Source organism: Arthrobacter sp. ISL-95 (assembly GCF_018613695.1).
GTDB lineage: Bacteria > Actinomycetota > Actinomycetes > Actinomycetales > Micrococcaceae > Arthrobacter.
In genome coordinates this window covers 22271-39222 of sequence record NZ_JAGGPR010000019.1, presented here as the reverse complement: position 1 = coordinate 39222, position 16952 = coordinate 22271, and the positions used below count along the sequence as shown (strand labels likewise).

Genomic DNA, 16952 nt, shown 5'->3' with positions numbered 1-16952 from the left:
ATGCAGTCCGGGCGTTCCTGGCCGCGATGATGACGGCCGAACACGTAGCCGTCTTTTACGCCGTCTCCGCGAACAGCGCTCGGTGGTGGGACCTCGAATCGGGAGAAGCCGTCGGGTTCCTACCTGAGGACGACGCCGCTCAGTGGGGCGTCGAGGAGGACTTCGATCCGAACTTACCCCAAGGCGGGATTTACGCGACCAGGGACTACTCGACCCACAAGATGCGCCTGTAGCAGGGGTCATCGTTTTTGCATTGCCCACTCGCGGCTCTGGCCCTTCGCTGGACCTTCCCAAAAGTCGAGAGTGTCCCGATTCTAAGGAAGTGGGACACCCAGGATGGGAAGCCTTGGACAGGAATATGACCTTTGAGTGGGCGCCAACACTTTCAAAACGATCTAGACCGAACGCCAAATTAAGGTGAAATTACTCCATGACGTTGAACCATGACCGTGGAAGAACTACGAAGGGCAAGCCGGAGTTTGTCCTCCTGCCGGAACGTCCCTACTACTACGCTTGGGGCGGCGACAAGCGCATGTACGCCTACACCCGGGATGAGTGGGGCATGGGAGGTTCCTTGCCTAACGGTGGCAACTACTGGGTACGTTCATGGGTGGTGCAGTGCATCCTTGCGATCATTATGATCCCGGCCGCGATCATCAGCTTCATCGTGCTTGTCACGGCAATAGTTAGCTTGAACTGGATCGTAATGATCTTCGGCCTGGTCTGTACCCCCTTATTTGCTGCCGCTCCTTATGTTGGATTCAGAGCAGCCAGGCATGAACGGAAAGCACGGAAGGCTCGCAGACTGAAGGATCTACCGAAACCTCAGACTTCCGTGGATGATGAAGCATCCCGGCGATACTTCATAAAACACCCAGAAGCAGGGGTAGAGATTACCCCGGTGAACTTTCCTGATGCCAAGTGGTGAACCCTCCCCCCGTCGTCAGAATCTCCGCCCGCCTGCCGGCACTCGTAATCAAGCGCGAGGAGTGAAAGTCTGTTCCGGCACACTGGCGTTGGCCCTGGATCTGGACGATGACCGGAGGGAGGGAGGGAGCAGGCAGGTAGAGGACCTTGTGGGTGTGCCCGAAAGTTGAGTACCGGTTACTCGTGTGCGTGGGCTGGTGACGGGTTTTTACTGAGTTCAGCGGTTCCAAGCAACGGTCAATGTTTCCCCCACGTTGGCCGGGGCTGCCTTCGGTTCCGCGGCAAGGGCCGGACGGCGGTACCCAGAAGTTGCTGTCCGGCCCTGTGCCTATGCTTTTCGGGGACGTGGAACATCGGAGGTACCGGGATGGAACAGATTGATGTGGGCGATAGCCGCGTCTGGCTTGAGGATGGCTCTTTGCTGCATCTGGTCTGGGCCCCGGGTGTGCGCATTGACGCCGGCAACGCCCGTGCCGCCATGGACGCTGTTAATAGAATTGCGAACGGCCGCACGTACCCCTTGCTGGTGGACATGGCTACGGTCACGTTCCTGAGCCGCAGCGCACGCGAGGTCTTCGCTGAACCATGCGCGGCGTCCAGGATTGCCTTGCTCGGACAGGGTCCGGTTGACCGCGCATTGGCCGACTACCAACTCAAAACGAGTAAGACCCCGTGCCCCACAGGGTTCTTCACAGCCCGGGGCGAGGCTCTGGTCTGGCTCGGCGAAGCCGGCCAGGCTGAGGGCACGTCGGTTCCCGCAGCGTCCTAACTAATCCAAGAAGCCCACCGATGGGGGACCGGTGGGCTTCTTGCATGACGTTAGTGCGTGCCTGCGTTCACCATCAAATGGAGTATCGATGGCTGGTCGCGGGGCAGGGTTCCAGAGGTGTACCGTGGCCTGGCTCACGGTGATTCTTTAGCCGGCTTTGGAAGTGGTGGCCGCTCGCGTTGTGGAGTCCAGGGCCGGGAGCGGTTCTGGGCAGAGCTTCTGAACGATAGTCCTGAGTTGGGCTGGGCGGAAGGGTTTTGGAAGGTAGGCGTTGGCCCCGGCGCCCATGCCTTCGAGTTCGTCCCCGGGCTGGGCGTACGCGGTGATCATCAGGATCGGGACGTTCGAGATTTTGCGCAGCATCTGGGCAACTTCGCGGGTTTGATGGCAAGGCATTCTTCCATGACGCGGTGGGCGTCGTAGACGATGCCGTCGAAGGTGCAGTTGGTCAGGGCGATCATTTTCACTTTGTGCAGGCGACCTGATCGGCGGTAGGCCAGGAGTTGGCGTTTGATGTTCTCCAGTGGCACCGCTCCGTAGAAGGAATACCGGTCCAAAGGGTAGGCGTCCAGGTAGCACACGCGTGCTCCGGCGAGCATGAGGGCGTAGTGGTGTGATTTGTGGCAGTTGCGGTCAACCAGGGCTATGTCGTCGGGGGCCAGGATTGATTGGTGGACGATCTTGTTCGCTGTGGATGTGCCGTTGGTGACGAAGTAGGTGCGTTGGGCACCGAATGCGCGTGCGGCGAGTGTTTGGGCGAGTTTGATGGAGCCGTGCGGGTCCAGGAGAGAGTCCAGTCCGCCTGAGGTTGCTGAGGTCTCGGCCAGTAGTAGGTTGCGTCCGTAGAAATCTGCCATGTCGCTGATCCAAGGAGAGTTGATGACCGAACCGCCTCGGGAGATGGGGAGGGCGTGAAATACGCTTCCAGGTCGGCGGCTGTGTTGCTGCAAGGCGGTGAAGAAGGGGGTTTCGTAGCGGTCGGCCACGCCGGCCAGTATGGACAGGTGAATGTCTTGGTGGTCTTCGCGGCGGAAGATTCTCCGGAACCGGTGGGCGAGTGTGACGGCGAGGGTTTCCATGGCGACCCCTGCCACGAGGTAGATGTCCAGTTCAGGGCGCAGGAGGTTGATGGTTTCGGCTAGCTGCTGGATCCTGTCGGCGGGCTTTAGCTCTTCCAGGGCCGCTTCTCCTAGTTGGCGGTCAAGCTCCTCTTTCAGGTCGCGGGCGAACTTGTGGTTGCTGCGGGGGATAAAGGTGGGCCTGATGATGCAGGCTTGGATGTCGGGATTGATGAGCAGGGCCACGAGGGCGTCTTCGTAGCTTGGAACGGTGTTCAGTTCATAGGTGAAGGCGTCCTGGGTGCGCCGTTGTGCGGCGAGGGCTGTGCTGAGTTTCCCGGCGTCGGGGTGCGTTGTCTCACCTATTATCAAAACTTCGAAACGGGGTTTGCTCGTTGCTGCCTCCGGTGCGGTGCTGCTGTCCGGTTCCGTGTTGGGTTCTTCTTGTTCGGCCGGGTTCTCTGGTGTGGGCCGGGTCCCTGTGGTGTTTCGTCTGGTGCTGATCAGGTCCAGTGCGGCTTGAGGGTTGCCGTTTCTGTGTGAGGCTGATGCTTCCGTGAGCGTGGGCAGACCCGGGAAGGCCCAGTAAGGTTCGATGGCCTGCAGCACACGGAATGTTCTATCGATGTGGTTCAGCAAGTCCGCAGCGGTGGGTCCGGACTTCTCAGCGCGGATGGATTCCCGCAAGGCGTATTCCAGGAACTCCCACGCATCGGCCCGGGCGCGCCATGCGCTGCTGGGGGTTGCGATGGCGTGACCGGTTCCGGTGTCGGCGGCCTGTTCTTTCACTTCTGCTCGTTTTCTTTGGCGCGCCGGTCTCGGCCGGGCTGGATGGCTGGGGTGTGCCTCAGTCAGTCTCTGGACCGTGGCAGTAGTGGCATAGGTCCTCGCATTCCGTCGGGTTGCGGGACTGCGCTTGGGTATCTTGCGTTTTGGTATGCGGTTGGGGGGCGGATACGGCTGTTTGTGGGTTCATGGGGTTCATGGGGTTCCGTTTGCGGGCGGGGTTCGGCGGCCACGAGGTGGGGTCCTGCATGGCCGCCGGAAGCGCTCTGCTAGGTGCTGATTTCCTGCGGGGCCGGCATCCAGTAGGTGTATTGGTCCCAGTGAGGGGGCAGGGGTTTGCCTTCCTCAATGAACCGCCTATTTCGTGGATCGTTGACCGGGGCCCACAATCCGCTGGTCGGACACGAGGATCCTGTGGCTGCGTATCGTGGCACCGTGGTGGTTGCGTGTGAAGTCGGGTTGAGCCTTTTCATGAGTGCACTCGTAATTGGTCGCGGGGGAGTTCTTAGCCGGCGGCGAGTTGCTTCGAGGCCTCGGCGGTCTGGCGGCGGGAGTACGCCCGGGCCCGGTCGACGAGGTCGCTGAAGAGGCGCTGGGACGGCGGATCTGTGAGGGCGAGTTCTTCAGGGTGCCATTGCACGGCGAGGATGCTGCCGTCGTCGGTTTCGACGCCCTCGATAAGGCCGTCGGGTGAGTATACGGTGGCTTTCAGTCCCTCTCCGAGGGTGTCGATGCCTTGGCGGTGGATGCTGTTGACGTGGATTTCTCCTTCGCCGAGGAGTTCGGCAAGTCGTCCGGCTCGTGCTTCCACTGTGTGGGCGAGGAAGGCGCGGTGTTCTTCGGGGCGGTGGTTGCCCTTGTAGTCGGTGTATCCCAGGAATTGGTGCAGGCTGCCGCGGTGGTAGACGTTCAGGAGTTGCAGGCCGCGGCAGATGCCCAGGATCGGGACGCCACGTGGGATGACCTGGTCCAGGACGGAGAATTCCAGGTCGTCGCGTTCGACGTCGGTGCTGCGTTTGATGGTGGGGTCGTGCTCGGCGTTGTAGCGGGAAGGTTCCACGGAGGCGCCGCCTCCGAGGACGACGCCGGCGACGTTTTCCGGGACCGTGAATCCCTCATCGCCGGCGTAGGCGACCAGGGGGATGGCGCCGGCTCGGGCGACTGCCTGGGCGTACGGGGTTACGTTGTTTTTGTAACCGATGGTGATGAGGACGAGCGGGGCAGACATGGCTGACCTTTCTGTGGTGGTTATTTGAGTCCGCTCATGGCGGACCCTTCGACAAGCCGGCGTTGGAAGACGACGAAAAGGATGAACAGGGGAAGCAGCGAGACCAGCGAAACGGCCGTCATCGGGCCCAGGTCTGAGCCGCTGGAGGCGTCCAGGAAGAACCTCAGTGCCACGGAGACGGAGAAGTTTTCCGGGGTGTTCAGGTACACCAGCTGGGGCATGAATTCATTCCAGCTCCAGATGAACGTGAAGATCGCGGTGGTGGCAATGGCAGGGGTGATGAGGGGGATGGTGATGTGCCAGAGCCTGCGGAACGGCCCGCACCCGTCCAGGACTGCGGCCTCGTCCAGTTCCTTGGGCAGGCCGCGGAGGAACTGCACGGACAGGAACACGAAGAAGCTGTCCAGGGCCAGGAACTGCGGGACGACCAGAGGCAGGAAGGAATTGGTCCACCCCAAGGCGTGGAAGATCGTGTACTGGGGTATCAGCAGTACTTCCTTGGGGATGAACAAGATGGCGATAACCATGGCGAACATGATGCTGCTGCCTCGGAAGGACAGCTTCGCGAAGGCGTAGGCGGCCAGGGTGCAGCTGATCACGTTTCCGATGACCGAGAGTACGGCGATGATCGCTGAGTTGGTCAGGAAGGTGGTGAAGGATCCGATGCCGGCGAAGGTCCACCCCGTGGTGAAGTTCCCCAGGGTCCATTCCTTGGGCCAGAGCTGGGCCGAGGCGATGATTTCCGAGGTGGGCTTGAAGGCTGTCAACACCATCCAGAGCAAGGGATACAGGATGACGGCCAGGACCAGGGCGAAGGCCAGATGTCGCCAGAGCGGCGCGAGGCGCCGTGCGCGACGGCTAGTCGTTGGCATAGTGGACCCACTTTCGGGAGGTGAGGAAGAGCAGCGCTGCGACCGCGCCGAGTACGATGAGCATGATCCAGGCGATGGCGGAGGCGTAGCCCATCTTCTGGTATTGGAACGCCTGCTGGTACATATAAACGGCATAGAACAGGGTTGAATCCGTGGGGCCGCCGTTACCATCGCCGACGATCTGGGCCGGCGTGAAGGTCTGAAAAGAGCTGATTACGCCCATGACGAGGTTGAAGAACAGTACGGGGGAGAGCATCGGCAGCGTCATGGTGAAGAATTTCCGGATGGGCCCGGCGCCGTCGATGCTGGCGGCCTCGTAGAGTTCCTTCGGGATCTGGTGCAGGCCGGCGATGAAGATGATCATCGGGGCGCCGAACTTCCAGATTTCCAAGGCAATGATTACCCATAGGACGGTGCCCGGGTTGTTGATCCAGGACTGCTCCGGAATGCCGAAGCTTGCCAGGAACTGGGGGACGGCCCCGTCACGGTCGAAGATGGCACGCCACGTGATGGAGATCCCGACGCTGGCCCCGAGCAGGGAGGGCAGGTAGAACAGGGCCCGGTAGAGGCTCTGACCTTTCCGGGCGGGGGCCAGCATCAACGCCACGGCCAGCGCACTGACCAGTTGCAGTGGCACTGATACGACAACGTAGCCCAGCGTGAGCAGCATGGAGTGCACGTAGCGTTGGTCCTGGGTGAAGAGCCGGATGTAGTTCTCCAGACCCACCCATTTAGGGGCTCCGAGGATGTTGTAGTTGGTGAAGGACAGGTAGAGCGAGATCAGCAGGGGTAGACAGACCAGGCCAACCACCCCGATCATCCACGGGGTGAGGAAGACGTAGCCGGTGTTGCTGCGGCGGAAATCAAAAGCTTTGCGTCGCTGCGTCTTACGGGGGACATCAGGTTTAGTCACCGTTGTTCCCTGGGTAGGGGATTTGGCTGGGGTCAGAGTCATTTGAGGGATTCGATCAGGTCTTGGGCCGCTTTGATCATCGCTTCAGCTGCGGATTGGGGGGTTTGCTTGCCGAAAATGACTTCGCCGGAGTACCGGGTGAAGATGTCGGAGCGGAGGCCGCGGGTGCCGGCCGGGTCAGGGTTGGGGCCGGTTCCGCTGTTACCGTCCTGGTTCAGGTAGTCGGCGTACGCGACGATCTGCTTATCCTTCGGGGCGAGTGAGTCGCGGACGCTCTTCAACGCGGTGTCGCTTGCCGGGACGCCCCGGGTGAGCTTGAGCAGGGCGCTGGCTTCGGGATCGTTGACGAGGAAATTCACAAGTTTGGCCGCGTCCTCGGGATATTTGGTCTTGGAGTTGACGGCCCAACTGGCCGAGCGCAGTTTGTATACCCCCGGGTTGCCTGCTTCGTTCGGGATCGGACCGTAGGACCATTCCTCACTGGGCAAGGTGATGCTGGTTCCATAGATTCCCATGCTCACCAGGTTCTTGGCGACCGGGTTCTGGCTCACGTCGCCTCCTGCGCCTCCGGTCGTGATGTCGGCCGGAGGAACCAGCCCGTCGGAACGGAGCTTGGACCAGTAGGACCACCAGTCCGCGGCGTCCTGCGCGTCGAAGCCAAGCGATTTCCCGTCCGGGGAGAACCAGCCCTTGCCGCGCTGACGCAGGAAGACTTCAAAGTGGTTGGGCTGATTGCTGCTGTCCGCCAGAGCCCACGTACCGGCAGGCAACGAGGGCTTCAGCGCAGCTGCTTTCTTCGCCAGGTCATCCCAGCTGTCTTTCGAATCCGGTGCGGCGACTCCGGCCGCGTCGAGGACACCCTTCTTGAAGACGAACGACATCGGGCTTGTACCGGCCGGAACTTCCAGGAGCTTGCCGTCGATGGTGGCCTGATTCAAAATCTTCGGGTCGATCGAGCTGGTGTCGATGATGTTCTTGTACTCGTTCAAATCCAGCAACAGACCGTTGTCCGCGAACGTGGCGACCTGGTCATCCTGGAAGATGTCCGGGGCCGAGCTCGAAGCGAACTGGGTGTTGAGCTTGTTGTAGTAACCATCGAAGCTGCTGGGGACAGCCTCGATCTTGATCTTCGGATTCTTCTTCTGGAACAGCTCGATGGCTGCCTGGGTCGCTTCAGCCCGGGCGGTGTTGCCCCACCAGGTGATGCGCAGGGTCCGTTCGGAGTCGTTCGTGTTGGTGGCTCTGGGGCTGCAGCCAACCAGGAGAAGCGTCGCGGCGCAAACGCCGGCCAGTAGTTGCTTTTTCATGGTGTTCCTTCTGATTTTGGGTGCGCAGGACCGCGGCAACGACCCGCAGGCCCAAGGTTGGGGGAGAAGCCGGTTCTTGCAGGTGAGGTTTAGACGAGCTCCCGGTAGGCACTGGTGTGCAGCAGTTCCTGTTGCAGCTGGTGGTCCTTTATCAGGAGTTCAGCAACGCTTCGGAGGGAGGCGGCCTCCGGGAGGTGTTGAAGTTCGATCAGCGTCTTGGTTCTGCCGGTGACGCGTTGGACCATGGCGGTGGCAACCGTGGTGTGCAGAACGATGTCGGCATCACCGACGTGCCCACGCAATGAGGTTTCGTCGGTGTCCAGCACAAAAACAGGCTCGACCAGATCAGGCCGTACAGAGGCCAGGATGTTTGTGTAGATCTGTGCGGTCTCGGGCCGGGCGACGAGCAGGATCTTCCGCGCGTCTACCGCCGCAGGGATCCGGTCGGTGAGACCAGGAGCCAGCTTTGAAACCAAGGTCAGGCAGCGAACGGGCCAGTCCGTCAGGATTGTCTCGATTTCCCGTCGGTGAAGGGGCAGGGCAACAGCGTGGGTCACACCCGCAACGTCGAACCGTCCCTGGCGCAAATCTTCGATGTCGGCGGAGCGGACCTCCAAGCCCTCCGGCAGAAGATTACTGATTTGCCGTGCATACCTCGAAGCCGAGGGCGTCACGCCAAAGAAGACAGCGTGAACTCCGGTCTGACACACGGCCAGCCGCTGACGGAGAATGCGCGCCTCTGCGGCCAAATCGATGCCATCACGGGCCATGGCGAACAAGGCGCGATCCATGCGTTCCCATCGATCCTCCCTGGCTTCGAGAGTCGATGATGGCTCACTTGGCAACGAGGTGAAGGTACCCACCCCGTGGATGGTCCTGACGAGGTCATTGCGCTGCGCCTCGTCATAGGCCTTCCGTACGGTGTCCACCGCGATGCCCAGATGATTCGCGAAAGCCCGCACCGGCGGCAGCTTTGTTCCCGCCGGGATCTCACCTGTGGAAATAAGGTACTGCAACTGTGTTTTGAGTTGAACCCACAGCGCAACCTGCATCTCAGGGTTTAGAGTGATTCTCTTCCAAGGACCCAAATCCGGAGTGCGTGTGCTCTGTGTCATAGAGTTATAGTACTACCAAACACTGGGTGACGAAACCCCAAACTTCTCTCTTTTTTCCTGCGGGCTGAAGTCACGCGTCCGAGCACGCCCGCAGGGCACCCAAGCCGGCACCCGGCCTTTGCCGAATCAACTCGCCGGTGCAGGGCCGCGGATGCTTTGCTCCAGCGGCAGGCCGGCAACGAATCAGGACCGGTGCTTCGACGGCGAGGAATCTGTGCGTCCCCGTGGCGGCGTCGATAATCAAGCATGCTTTTGGGTATACCCCATGAGGTGAGCCCCGGGATCGAATGGCCGGTGTTGGTCATCTCCCGGTAAAGGCGAGGAAATATTGTCCGGCTAGCGTGGTGATTAATGAATCCGTGCGGAGGGAACTGAGATGCGTGTAGGACTGATTCGGGTGTTGACGACTTCGGACCGTCGTCTGCTCCATGCCCATGGGAAGCTGCTGCAGGATACGTTCGGCTTCACCGTCACCTCCCGTTGCATTCCCGATCAGCCATCCGGGGTGTACGACGATGCGTCGCTCGCGGCCGCCGGGCCGAAGGTTGTCGAGTTGGCGCGGGATATGGCAGGAGAGTTCGATGCGCTGATCATCAGCTGCGCATCGGAGCCAGGCTTGGCCGAAACCCGTGCCCTGGTAGGCATCCCTGTCATCGGTGCAGGTTCTGCGGCTGCGGCCGCAGCCTTGACCTTCGGCGGTAAGGTCGGCGTGCTGGGGCTCAAACACCAAGTGCCGGGACCGATTTCCGAACACTTGGGCGACCGGATGGTCCTCATCGATGGGCCCGAAAGCGTCGAGAAGCCTGAGGCATTTCTGATGCCCACGGGAATCTTCGACGCTCTCACATCAGCCCACATGCTCGTCGATGCCGGTGCTGATGTCATCGTTCAGGCGAGCACCGGGCTGAGCAGCATCGGCATGGCCGAAGTTCTCCGCCGCAACCTCGGTGTCCCGGTCATTGACGCCGTCACGGCCGCTGGGTCCATGCTTGTCTCAGCAGTGGCAGCCCCCGAGCCGCAGGAAATCTGAATCCGGTATGGTAGGCGAACTCGACCAACGCGCAGGTCAGGTCACCGAACCCGCATTCCGCTGCCACTTAGCGTGCCGGGGACGGCGCCTTTCCAGGCTCGAGATGCAGTGCGCCAACCGGCAGATCCGGGTCGGCGGGGGAGCATCGCTAAAGCTGCCCCATTTCCAATAATGGGACAGTCTCCAAAGGCGGCCATCGGAGTTAGGGGCTCGCCCTGCGGCATCTGTTGCAGAGAGCACCACACCCCTAGCGGGGTCCCCGGAGTGCGGGTATAGACCGCATTTCACTCGGATCTCTCGAACACGGTGCGGTCCGGCATGACCGCTTCAAATATCCCGGTGAGGATAGCCTTCCCGAAACATCGGATTCAAGGCATTGGCCTTGGGCTCGCTTCCAGCCCTGCCGAAAATGTAGCTCCACTCAATGGCCCACTTTCGGTATAGCCGAGGCCATCTGCGGGTCCGTGCGACCGGGCATGGCCTTGGAGGGGCAATATTCAATTGTTGATGCTCCTTAGCAATGTCCGGCGTCAACGTTGTAGGTGGCCTCGTATCCGTCATCGCGCTGGACCCGAACGGTTGAAGTCGGTCTGTCGAACCTGCATTATTCTGGCGTCATGGGTGAGGTCGGTGATGGCTGACTTCACTGTGGCTGAGCTTCCTGACCGTTTGTCCTAACGGAGGGCGTCTCGCTTCAGCAGATCGCCTGAACAGTCTGGTTTCTCAGGGGTTTCCAAGCGCGTTCCACCACCCGTTCTCACCACACCGTCCAGAGCGGATACCCATGCCGTCAACGCTGCTGTTTCATGGATTCCACCGCGAAATCATCGATACCCGTCGAAGTATCGAAGTATCCGCAGGCGATCAGCATTTGGGTGTCACGTCGGAAAGGAAACGGCAGGTCCAGTTCAGATAGTATTTCGTTCATTTTCAGTTTCTGCTCCTCGTACGTCGGGTTCTGATTCGGTGTTTGTTTGGGTGGTGCGCAAGTCGGCCCGGACGGCCAGGGCTGCGCAACCGGTAAGGACGATCACTCCACTGATTTGGCGTCCGTCCAAGTACTGGTGCAGGCCCAGGAGGCCAACGGCGGAAGCCAGGACAGGGTCCATAGCCGAGACCAAAGCGAAAGGCAGTGCCCGCAGGCGCTTCATCGCGTACAACTCCAGCGTGAAAGGAACCACCATGGTCAGCAGGGCGATGGTGAGTGCCTGGGCGGCCATCGGAACTGTTGCGGTAACCGGTGGTGATGGGGCCAAAAATTGTCCCACCAGAACGACAGGAAACGCGACCCACAAAGCCTTGGACAATACCGCCAACGGGTGTGCCTCCGCAGGCATTGTCGTGCCCACCCGGATATAGACACTTAACAAGACGCCCGTCGCCAGAGCCCACAGGACCCCCGTGACGTCTGTTCTCCCGCCGTAATCAGCGATGAGGAAGAGACCGGCAACAGCCCCGCAAACCGGTCCCCTGATCGCCCATGACCTGGACCTCAGGCACCCCAGGACCAATGGGACGACAAATTCAATCGAAACAGCCAACGAGAGGGGCAGGAGGGAAATCGCCTGGTAGAAACACAACTGCATCAGGCCAAGGACAAGCCCGTAAATAATGATTCGGCGACCGGGAACAGCGGAAGAGCGCCGGGCCAGAAAAACGGCCGGGAACAGCAGCACTGCCGCGACCCCTACCCGCAATGATGTCGCCAGGGCCGGACCCACCGCCTCGATCAACCCAACAGCGAGACCATTACCGAATTGCAGTGTCGTCAGGCTCACCGCTATAGCGATAACACCCGTCGGAGCACCCCCAAGGTTCCTCAAGAACCGCGCAGGCACGAGCAAAAGCCCAGACGTCCCCCATAGCGCCATGCGGCAATAACCCCCAATATGTCTTAGCAATTCGCAATACCGGGCAGGCTACATGACGCCCTCCCACCGTCAAAGTCACACGCAGACGCGTCAAGCCGTCACCGTCCTCTCACGGGCGGGACCTTCCTGGCGCAGCAGGCGGTCATCTTTGCAGCCACAGGTTTGACGATGGATTTTTTGGGTTAGGCGCACCGGAAGGAGATGGTCCATAAAGGGTGTCCCAGTTCTAAGCGGCCTAGGGGCGCTGCCGCGCCGTGAGGTGTGAAAATGGGGGACTGGTTGGCTTTCCCGGCTCTGGTTTTCCTGCGGGCGTCGGGTGCATGATTGCCGTGTCTGCCGCGGATGAGGCCGGATTTCCTTGGTGTCGAGACTGAGCCCGCTTCTAAGCGTGACGTGAAGGACTCCCACGGGAACCGTGGATTGTTGCTTTGAGCACGAGTGCTAGATTCCTGAATTTATCCCTGTCCTTCCCGCGGTGGACGCTCCGCTACTGAACAAAGGACTAGGCAATGGATATTGTGCATGAGCGCGCCGTCGGCATGGATATCTCCAAACACGACGCTAAGGTCTGCGTGCGGGTACCGGGAGGCCAGCGGGGCCGGTTCGCCTCGACGGTCACTACCTGGGGATCGACCACGAATGAGATCCTGCAGTTGCGCGCTTTCCTTGAGGAGCAGCAGGTGACACCGGTGGTGATGGAAGCGACCAGTGATTATTGGAAGCCGTTCTACTATCTGCTGGAATCGTCCCTGCCGGTGATGCTGGTCAACGCCAAGGCTGCCAGGAACATTCCGGGGCGCAGGACCGATGTTTCGGACGCGTCGTGGCTGGCGCAGCTCGCATCTCATGGCCTTTTGAGGGCATCCTTCGTTCCGCCCGAACCCATCCGGGAACTGCGGGATCTGACCCGCGCCCGGGCAATCGCGGTGCAGGACAGAACGCGGGAGATCCACCGCCTGGAGAAGTTTCTGGAAGGCAGCGGCATTAAGCTGTCCAGCGTCGTCAGCAACCTCACCGGTGTCTCTTCCCGGGCAATGCTGGAGGCACTCGTTGGCGGTGAGCGCGACCCAGAAGTGTTGGCGGAACATGCGCAGAAAAGCATGCGGTCAAAGATCCCGGACCTGGTCGAAGCGCTCACCGGTAGGTTCGGGGAACACCAAGCATTCATGGTCCGGGTGCACCTGGACCAAATCGATCACCACACCAGCGCCATCACTGCCCACGCCGAGCGCATAGAGATGGCGATTGCGCCCTTTCGCGCTGCACGAGAGGCGCTGATCACAATCCCTGGAGTGTCCATTCTGGTCGCCGACGTCATTATCGCCGAGACTGGCGCGGACATGGACATCTTCCCCACCTCGGCGCATCTGGCCTCATGGGCCGGCGTCTGCCCTGGCTCGAATGAGTCCGCTGGACACATCAAATCCACCAGAACCAGACCGGGCAACAACTACCTGAAGGCTGCCTTGGGCACCTCTGCGCTGACGGCAGCCCGGCTCAAGGACACGTTCCTCTCCCAGAAATACCGGCGGATCGCTGTCCGGCGGGGTCCAAAGAAAGCCCTCGTCGCAATTGAACGCGTCATCCTCACAGCCACATGGAACATGCTCGCCAACGGCGAGATCTACACCGATCTAGGAGCCGACTACTACCTCAGGCGCGATCCCGACAAGGCCAGAAACCGGGCCGTCCGCCAGCTCAAAACCCTCGGCTATGAGGTCAGCCTCACGCCAGCAAGCGGGTAACTCACCATCTATTTACGTACTAGGAAGTGGGACGACGGCTGTCTCTGCCTCCTAACCACAGCTGCGCTGCTCTGTTCCCCCCCCAGTAGTGTTCATTGACCTCCGTGGCTTGAGGGGACGGACCGCGAATAAGTCCAGATGTGCGCACGAAATATGATGGCGTAGTGGAAGTGAAGCTGACCTATGAGACCGGCAATGGTCAACGAGGACATGTAATCGCCTTCGGTCCCAGCTATGAAGCTGCCTTGGCTGCTGCACGCGTCCTGGTGCCCGATGGCTGTACCGTGCTCACCATCAGCAAGTAGTCGAAGCACGCGGCCCCCGATGTCCGGACCGGGCAGACTGTCAGTGCTGGCGCTATTCAACTACGCAGCGAGAGGTAGCCCCTTTCGGGCCGAGGGCTTCGGGGCTCCTTGACTGGGCCGCAATCTGAGAAGGGAAGATCGATGAGTGGGATCTTGCACGGCTGTTTGCCGGACACGGAGTATTTCGAGGTCACCGCCCGGTCGGGGCACTGTTATGGCGTCTGGGTGACCACGCCCCCTGGATATGGGGACTCCACAGAAACGCTGCCGCTGATTTACGTAGTAGATGGTAATTGGTCCGTGGGCCTTACCGCGCCTCTGATCGTCACCCAGGCAGACCCGTATCTGACGGTGGCGCCGTACATTCAAGTGACTATCGGGTATGCCGGTGAAGAGGCCGCGGATTGGGCGCACCTCCGCAACCGGGATCTGGTACCGCCCGGGGAGCCGGTTAGCGAGGAGATGTTGGCCACGGTCGCGGCGGCTCGTGATACGGGTGCGATGACTCAGGAGCAGGCGGACGCTTACCTTGCGAAGCTAGCGGACACTCACGCGGACGTTTTCCTTAACTTCCTGACCGAGGAGCTTCACCCCCGGTTGCAGTCACGGTTGCGCGTGAGTGAGACCGGGCATGGCCTCTTCGGGTACTCCTATGGAGGCCTGTTCGTCCTTTATGCATGGCTGCGGAAAACTGATCCGTTTTCGACCTTCGGTGCAGGGACCCCCGGTGTCGCGGCTGCGCAGAGCCAAGTGTTCGAACTCGTCGACGCCTTGCCTGAGCACGGTGAGGGTTCATGGGCTCCGCAGTTGCACATCACCCTGAACGAACTGGAAATCTTCGGGGACATCCCGATCTACCGCCAGATAGCGCGCAATGTTCTCAACGTCCTGGAAAAACTGCGAGCCAAAGGACTATCGCGAGAAGTCACGAACACAATGTTGCACGAGTCGCACGTCACCGGATTGCAAGCCTCGTTCCTGAGCTACCTGAAGACATGCCATTCGCGTTAGAGACAGCTCACGCACGCCTCCTCCGAATGTTGCGTCGACACAAACACGTCAAGAGTCATTTCCAATCCCGGACCACAAGCTAAACGAAGTGATCGCGGACTTGGGTACGAAGCTGCTGAGCCGAGCACTACCGATGAGTATGTCAACCCGATTCAGGACCACTGAGACGGCCTGTCTAGGACCACCTGCCGTTCCGTTGCAGGACCCCTAAACAGCTTCCTGCATCGGATGTGCGCCGAGGTGGCAGGGTCCAACTTCAGCCCAACGCCATTGTCAGTTCCGCCAGGGATTCTATGCGCATGTCGGCCAATTCGACCTCCGGGCGCTGTGCGTGGAGGTATCCCCACGGGCCACGACGAACAAAGGCAGTCCGCATGCCAGCCTTGCGGGCAGGCAGAACATCGTTATCGAGGCGATCGCCGACATACAGGATCTGCCCGGCATCAAGCTGCGCGGTGTCGACGATTCGGGAATAGAACTCTGCGGAAGGCTTCGCCACACCCCATGCGGCAGAGGAAGCGATGAAGTCCGCATTGAAACCGGCCTCGCGCAGCTGGGCCTCGACACCAGCCGGCTGGTTCCCGGCTATACCAACCGACAGTCCCGCGTGCCCAGCAGCACGTAGACAAGCAAGCGCATCGGGGTAGAGGTCGACTCGCTCGATGAGTGGAGGCTCGGCCGGACGCTCGACCCCCATCAGGTCCCATACACGTCGGTGGTCCTCGTCTCGGGCGATGAGTGCACCGAGAATCCCCATCAACGTGAACGGCGTTACTCCCGCGCGTTCTGCCTGGGTCGTCCATGCGCGTGTTTCGTCAACCAAAGTTTCTCCGACATCGAACACCACCGCGCGTACTCCAGCAGGCATACGAATTGTCGTCATGGTGTAACCCTTTCACTACTCCAGAGCCGTCCGACGCCCGAACCCCTTCCGGGAATGTTGCGAGGAAGACCCGACGAACAGACTCTCCCCAGCGTTAGTCTCTTTAAGGTGTCCGGGACGTCCCGATCGAGTCACCATGGAACGTGCGTGTAATTCAAGGAAGTATGACCAATAGATGATCAATTCCAGCTAACTCCAGTCAGCTATGTCGTTTTCAGACGCCGCGACTGCGTACTCTTACAGCTGCGTCAGGGGACCGGTTACTTAGATGGGCACTGGGCCAATGCTGCTGCGGGACACGTTGAATCAAATGAGTCAGCTATTGGCACCGCAGCGCGCGAAGCCTATGAGGAACTGGGAATCGTGGTTAGTTCAGCGGACCTGCGCCCACTCGGAATGAGACGCACACCGGTACAACGCCTTCGGGTCTCAATGGGTAGTGGGCCTTGGGCTCAACCAAGAAAATGGACCCTTGTGCCAGGCAACAGATCTTAAACGGTTTGGGGCGGGCAAGGAGTGCATAAGAATGCTCTCAACTTGCCCGCCCCGCGTTACAGATACTGCACTGGTCGTCTCAAGCTGTCCGACGATCAGGTACTGCTGGTGTTGCGCTGGCCGTCTCAAGCTGTCGACGACCAGGTACTACTGGTACTGCTGTGTCCGTCTCCTACTGCTTGACGGCCCGGTACTGCTGGTGTTGCTCTGGCCGTCTCAAGCTGTCGACGACCAGGTGTTACTGCAACGGTGCTTCCCCCTAAAACAGCTAACTACACCACTTCAGTCGGGGGGAACTTCCGTTCTCTGTTTCTTACGAGAAAAAAATATAGCCACTCTCTGAAATCTCGTCAAGTCGCCCCTACCTTGCCGAGGAGCTTAGCGATACCCCGTCTATACCAAGGAAAATATCCCCCTTATAGTGTCGCGCGGGGCAGTAGGCCAGAATGCTGTTGCGCCAGGAGCGCGATGCCGAAGTTAACGATGGTCAACAGTGCAACAACCATCGCTCCCGCCTAGCCGACTACTTGGTTGAGATTGGTCCAAGCTTCTTCCATGGGTCAAGGCAATCACCGCCGACCAGCCACCCGTTGTCTGTCGGTGCAGGGTCGTGGATCGAGACGACCGTTCGAAAATG

General features: G+C 60.3%; 17 protein-coding genes and 1 pseudogene. 8 read left to right on the top strand and 10 right to left on the bottom strand.

Annotated elements, in window-relative coordinates; translation table 11 throughout:
• The 3 genes and pseudogenes from J7I86_RS21430 to J7I86_RS21420 form a co-directional block, all read left to right on the top strand.
• Nucleotides 1-233: pseudogene (locus J7I86_RS21430) on the top strand (hypothetical protein); the annotation flags it as partial.
• Between the two features lie 197 nt (nucleotides 234-430).
• Nucleotides 431-928 carry a hypothetical protein gene (locus J7I86_RS21425; protein ID WP_214822872.1) on the top strand — a complete coding sequence of 166 codons (498 nt, stop codon included), beginning with the start codon at nucleotides 431-433 and terminating at the stop codon, nucleotides 926-928.
• A 366-nt stretch (nucleotides 929-1294) separates the two neighbouring features.
• Complete coding sequence (locus J7I86_RS21420; protein ID WP_214822871.1) at nucleotides 1295-1696, top strand: STAS/SEC14 domain-containing protein; 402 nt, start codon at nucleotides 1295-1297, stop codon at nucleotides 1694-1696.
• A 147-nt stretch (nucleotides 1697-1843) separates the two neighbouring features.
• Here the strand turns inward: J7I86_RS21420 and J7I86_RS21415 are convergent, their stop codons facing one another.
• The 7 genes from J7I86_RS21415 to J7I86_RS21385 form a co-directional block, all read right to left on the bottom strand.
• Nucleotides 1844-2059: a response regulator gene (locus J7I86_RS21415; RefSeq protein ID WP_214822870.1), complete on the bottom strand. Its 216-nt coding sequence runs from the start codon at nucleotides 2057-2059 to the stop codon at nucleotides 1844-1846.
• The gene (locus tag J7I86_RS23200; protein ID WP_214822869.1) at nucleotides 2026-3543 is read right to left on the bottom strand and encodes a hypothetical protein; all 1518 of its coding nucleotides are present in this window, start codon (nucleotides 3541-3543) and stop codon (nucleotides 2026-2028) included. The genes J7I86_RS21415 and J7I86_RS23200 overlap by 34 nt, the downstream gene beginning before the upstream one ends.
• A gap of 502 nt (nucleotides 3544-4045) precedes the next feature.
• On the bottom strand, nucleotides 4046-4768 hold the full coding sequence (locus J7I86_RS21405) for a gamma-glutamyl-gamma-aminobutyrate hydrolase family protein (RefSeq protein ID WP_214822868.1): 723 nt from the start codon (nucleotides 4766-4768) through the stop codon (nucleotides 4046-4048).
• Between the two features lie 20 nt (nucleotides 4769-4788).
• Nucleotides 4789-5640 carry a carbohydrate ABC transporter permease gene (locus J7I86_RS21400; RefSeq protein WP_214822867.1) on the bottom strand — a complete coding sequence of 284 codons (852 nt, stop codon included), beginning with the start codon at nucleotides 5638-5640 and terminating at the stop codon, nucleotides 4789-4791.
• Nucleotides 5627-6595 (bottom strand): carbohydrate ABC transporter permease, encoded by a 969-nt coding sequence (locus J7I86_RS21395; RefSeq protein ID WP_214822866.1) that lies wholly within the window; start codon nucleotides 6593-6595, stop codon nucleotides 5627-5629. Before J7I86_RS21395 ends, J7I86_RS21400 begins: the two co-directional genes overlap by 14 nt.
• A complete protein-coding gene (locus J7I86_RS21390) occupies nucleotides 6592-7860 on the bottom strand; it encodes an ABC transporter substrate-binding protein (RefSeq protein WP_214822865.1) in 1269 nt (422 codons plus the stop codon). Before J7I86_RS21390 ends, J7I86_RS21395 begins: the two co-directional genes overlap by 4 nt.
• 89 nt (nucleotides 7861-7949) lie before the next feature.
• Entirely contained in the window at nucleotides 7950-8975 is a 1026-nt protein-coding gene (locus J7I86_RS21385) for a GntR family transcriptional regulator (protein WP_214822864.1), read from the bottom strand.
• Nucleotides 8976-9351: 376 nt separating this feature from the next.
• Between J7I86_RS21385 and J7I86_RS21380 the strand changes: the two genes are divergently transcribed.
• On the top strand, nucleotides 9352-10005 hold the full coding sequence (locus J7I86_RS21380; RefSeq protein WP_214822863.1) for an aspartate/glutamate racemase family protein: 654 nt from the start codon (nucleotides 9352-9354) through the stop codon (nucleotides 10003-10005).
• A gap of 790 nt (nucleotides 10006-10795) precedes the next feature.
• Here the strand turns inward: J7I86_RS21380 and J7I86_RS21375 are convergent.
• Together J7I86_RS21375 and J7I86_RS21370 are read right to left on the bottom strand one after the other, a co-directional pair.
• Nucleotides 10796-10933, bottom strand: a complete 138-nt coding sequence (locus J7I86_RS21375; protein WP_214822862.1) for a hypothetical protein — start codon at nucleotides 10931-10933, stop codon at nucleotides 10796-10798.
• Nucleotides 10914-11783, bottom strand: a complete 870-nt coding sequence (locus J7I86_RS21370; RefSeq protein WP_214822861.1) for a DMT family transporter — start codon at nucleotides 11781-11783, stop codon at nucleotides 10914-10916. Before J7I86_RS21370 ends, J7I86_RS21375 begins: the two co-directional genes overlap by 20 nt.
• A 602-nt stretch (nucleotides 11784-12385) precedes the next feature.
• Between J7I86_RS21370 and J7I86_RS21365 the strand changes: the two genes are divergently transcribed.
• The 3 genes from J7I86_RS21365 (at nucleotide 12386) to J7I86_RS21355 (ending at nucleotide 14937) form a co-directional block, all read left to right on the top strand.
• Nucleotides 12386-13621: an IS110 family transposase gene (locus J7I86_RS21365; protein WP_214822860.1), complete on the top strand. Its 1236-nt coding sequence runs from the start codon at nucleotides 12386-12388 to the stop codon at nucleotides 13619-13621.
• A 140-nt stretch (nucleotides 13622-13761) separates the two neighbouring features.
• The gene (locus J7I86_RS21360; RefSeq protein WP_214822859.1) at nucleotides 13762-13926 is read left to right on the top strand and encodes a hypothetical protein; all 165 of its coding nucleotides are present in this window, start codon (nucleotides 13762-13764) and stop codon (nucleotides 13924-13926) included.
• A gap of 141 nt (nucleotides 13927-14067) precedes the next feature.
• The gene (locus J7I86_RS21355) at nucleotides 14068-14937 is read left to right on the top strand and encodes an alpha/beta hydrolase-fold protein (RefSeq protein WP_286180119.1); all 870 of its coding nucleotides are present in this window, start codon (nucleotides 14068-14070) and stop codon (nucleotides 14935-14937) included.
• 256 nt (nucleotides 14938-15193) lie between these two features.
• Here J7I86_RS21355 and J7I86_RS21350 read toward each other — a convergent pair whose 3' ends face one another.
• Nucleotides 15194-15820, bottom strand: coding sequence for an HAD family hydrolase (locus tag J7I86_RS21350; RefSeq protein WP_214822857.1), 627 nt, complete (start codon nucleotides 15818-15820; stop codon nucleotides 15194-15196).
• 171 nt (nucleotides 15821-15991) lie between these two features.
• On the opposite strand from J7I86_RS21350, the gene J7I86_RS21345 reads away from it, so the two are divergent.
• Nucleotides 15992-16315: an NUDIX domain-containing protein gene (locus J7I86_RS21345; RefSeq protein WP_214822876.1), complete on the top strand. Its 324-nt coding sequence runs from the start codon at nucleotides 15992-15994 to the stop codon at nucleotides 16313-16315.
• Nucleotides 16316-16952: the final 637 nt, after the last annotated feature.

Bases quoted from the DNA above. Each gene is read 5' to 3' on its own strand.
- J7I86_RS21385 (WP_214822864.1), bottom strand. From the start codon at position 8,975: ATGACACAGAGCACACGCACTCCGGATTTGGGTCCTTGGAAGAGAATC.
- J7I86_RS21350 (WP_214822857.1), bottom strand. From the start codon at position 15,820: ATGACGACAATTCGTATGCCTGCTGGAGTACGCGCGGTGGTGTTCGAT.
- J7I86_RS21390 (WP_214822865.1), bottom strand. From the start codon at position 7,860: ATGAAAAAGCAACTACTGGCCGGCGTTTGCGCCGCGACGCTTCTCCTG.
- J7I86_RS21425 (WP_214822872.1), top strand. From the start codon at position 431: ATGACGTTGAACCATGACCGTGGAAGAACTACGAAGGGCAAGCCGGAG.
- J7I86_RS21375 (WP_214822862.1), bottom strand. From the start codon at position 10,933: ATGAACGAAATACTATCTGAACTGGACCTGCCGTTTCCTTTCCGACGT.
- J7I86_RS21355 (WP_286180119.1), top strand. From the start codon at position 14,068: ATGAGTGGGATCTTGCACGGCTGTTTGCCGGACACGGAGTATTTCGAG.
- J7I86_RS21380 (WP_214822863.1), top strand. From the start codon at position 9,352: ATGCGTGTAGGACTGATTCGGGTGTTGACGACTTCGGACCGTCGTCTG.
- J7I86_RS21365 (WP_214822860.1), top strand. From the start codon at position 12,386: ATGGATATTGTGCATGAGCGCGCCGTCGGCATGGATATCTCCAAACAC.
- J7I86_RS21405 (WP_214822868.1), bottom strand. From the start codon at position 4,768: ATGTCTGCCCCGCTCGTCCTCATCACCATCGGTTACAAAAACAACGTA.
- J7I86_RS21415 (WP_214822870.1), bottom strand. From the start codon at position 2,059: ATGCTGCGCAAAATCTCGAACGTCCCGATCCTGATGATCACCGCGTAC.
- J7I86_RS21400 (WP_214822867.1), bottom strand. From the start codon at position 5,640: ATGCCAACGACTAGCCGTCGCGCACGGCGCCTCGCGCCGCTCTGGCGA.
- J7I86_RS21420 (WP_214822871.1), top strand. From the start codon at position 1,295: ATGGAACAGATTGATGTGGGCGATAGCCGCGTCTGGCTTGAGGATGGC.
- J7I86_RS21395 (WP_214822866.1), bottom strand. From the start codon at position 6,595: ATGACTCTGACCCCAGCCAAATCCCCTACCCAGGGAACAACGGTGACT.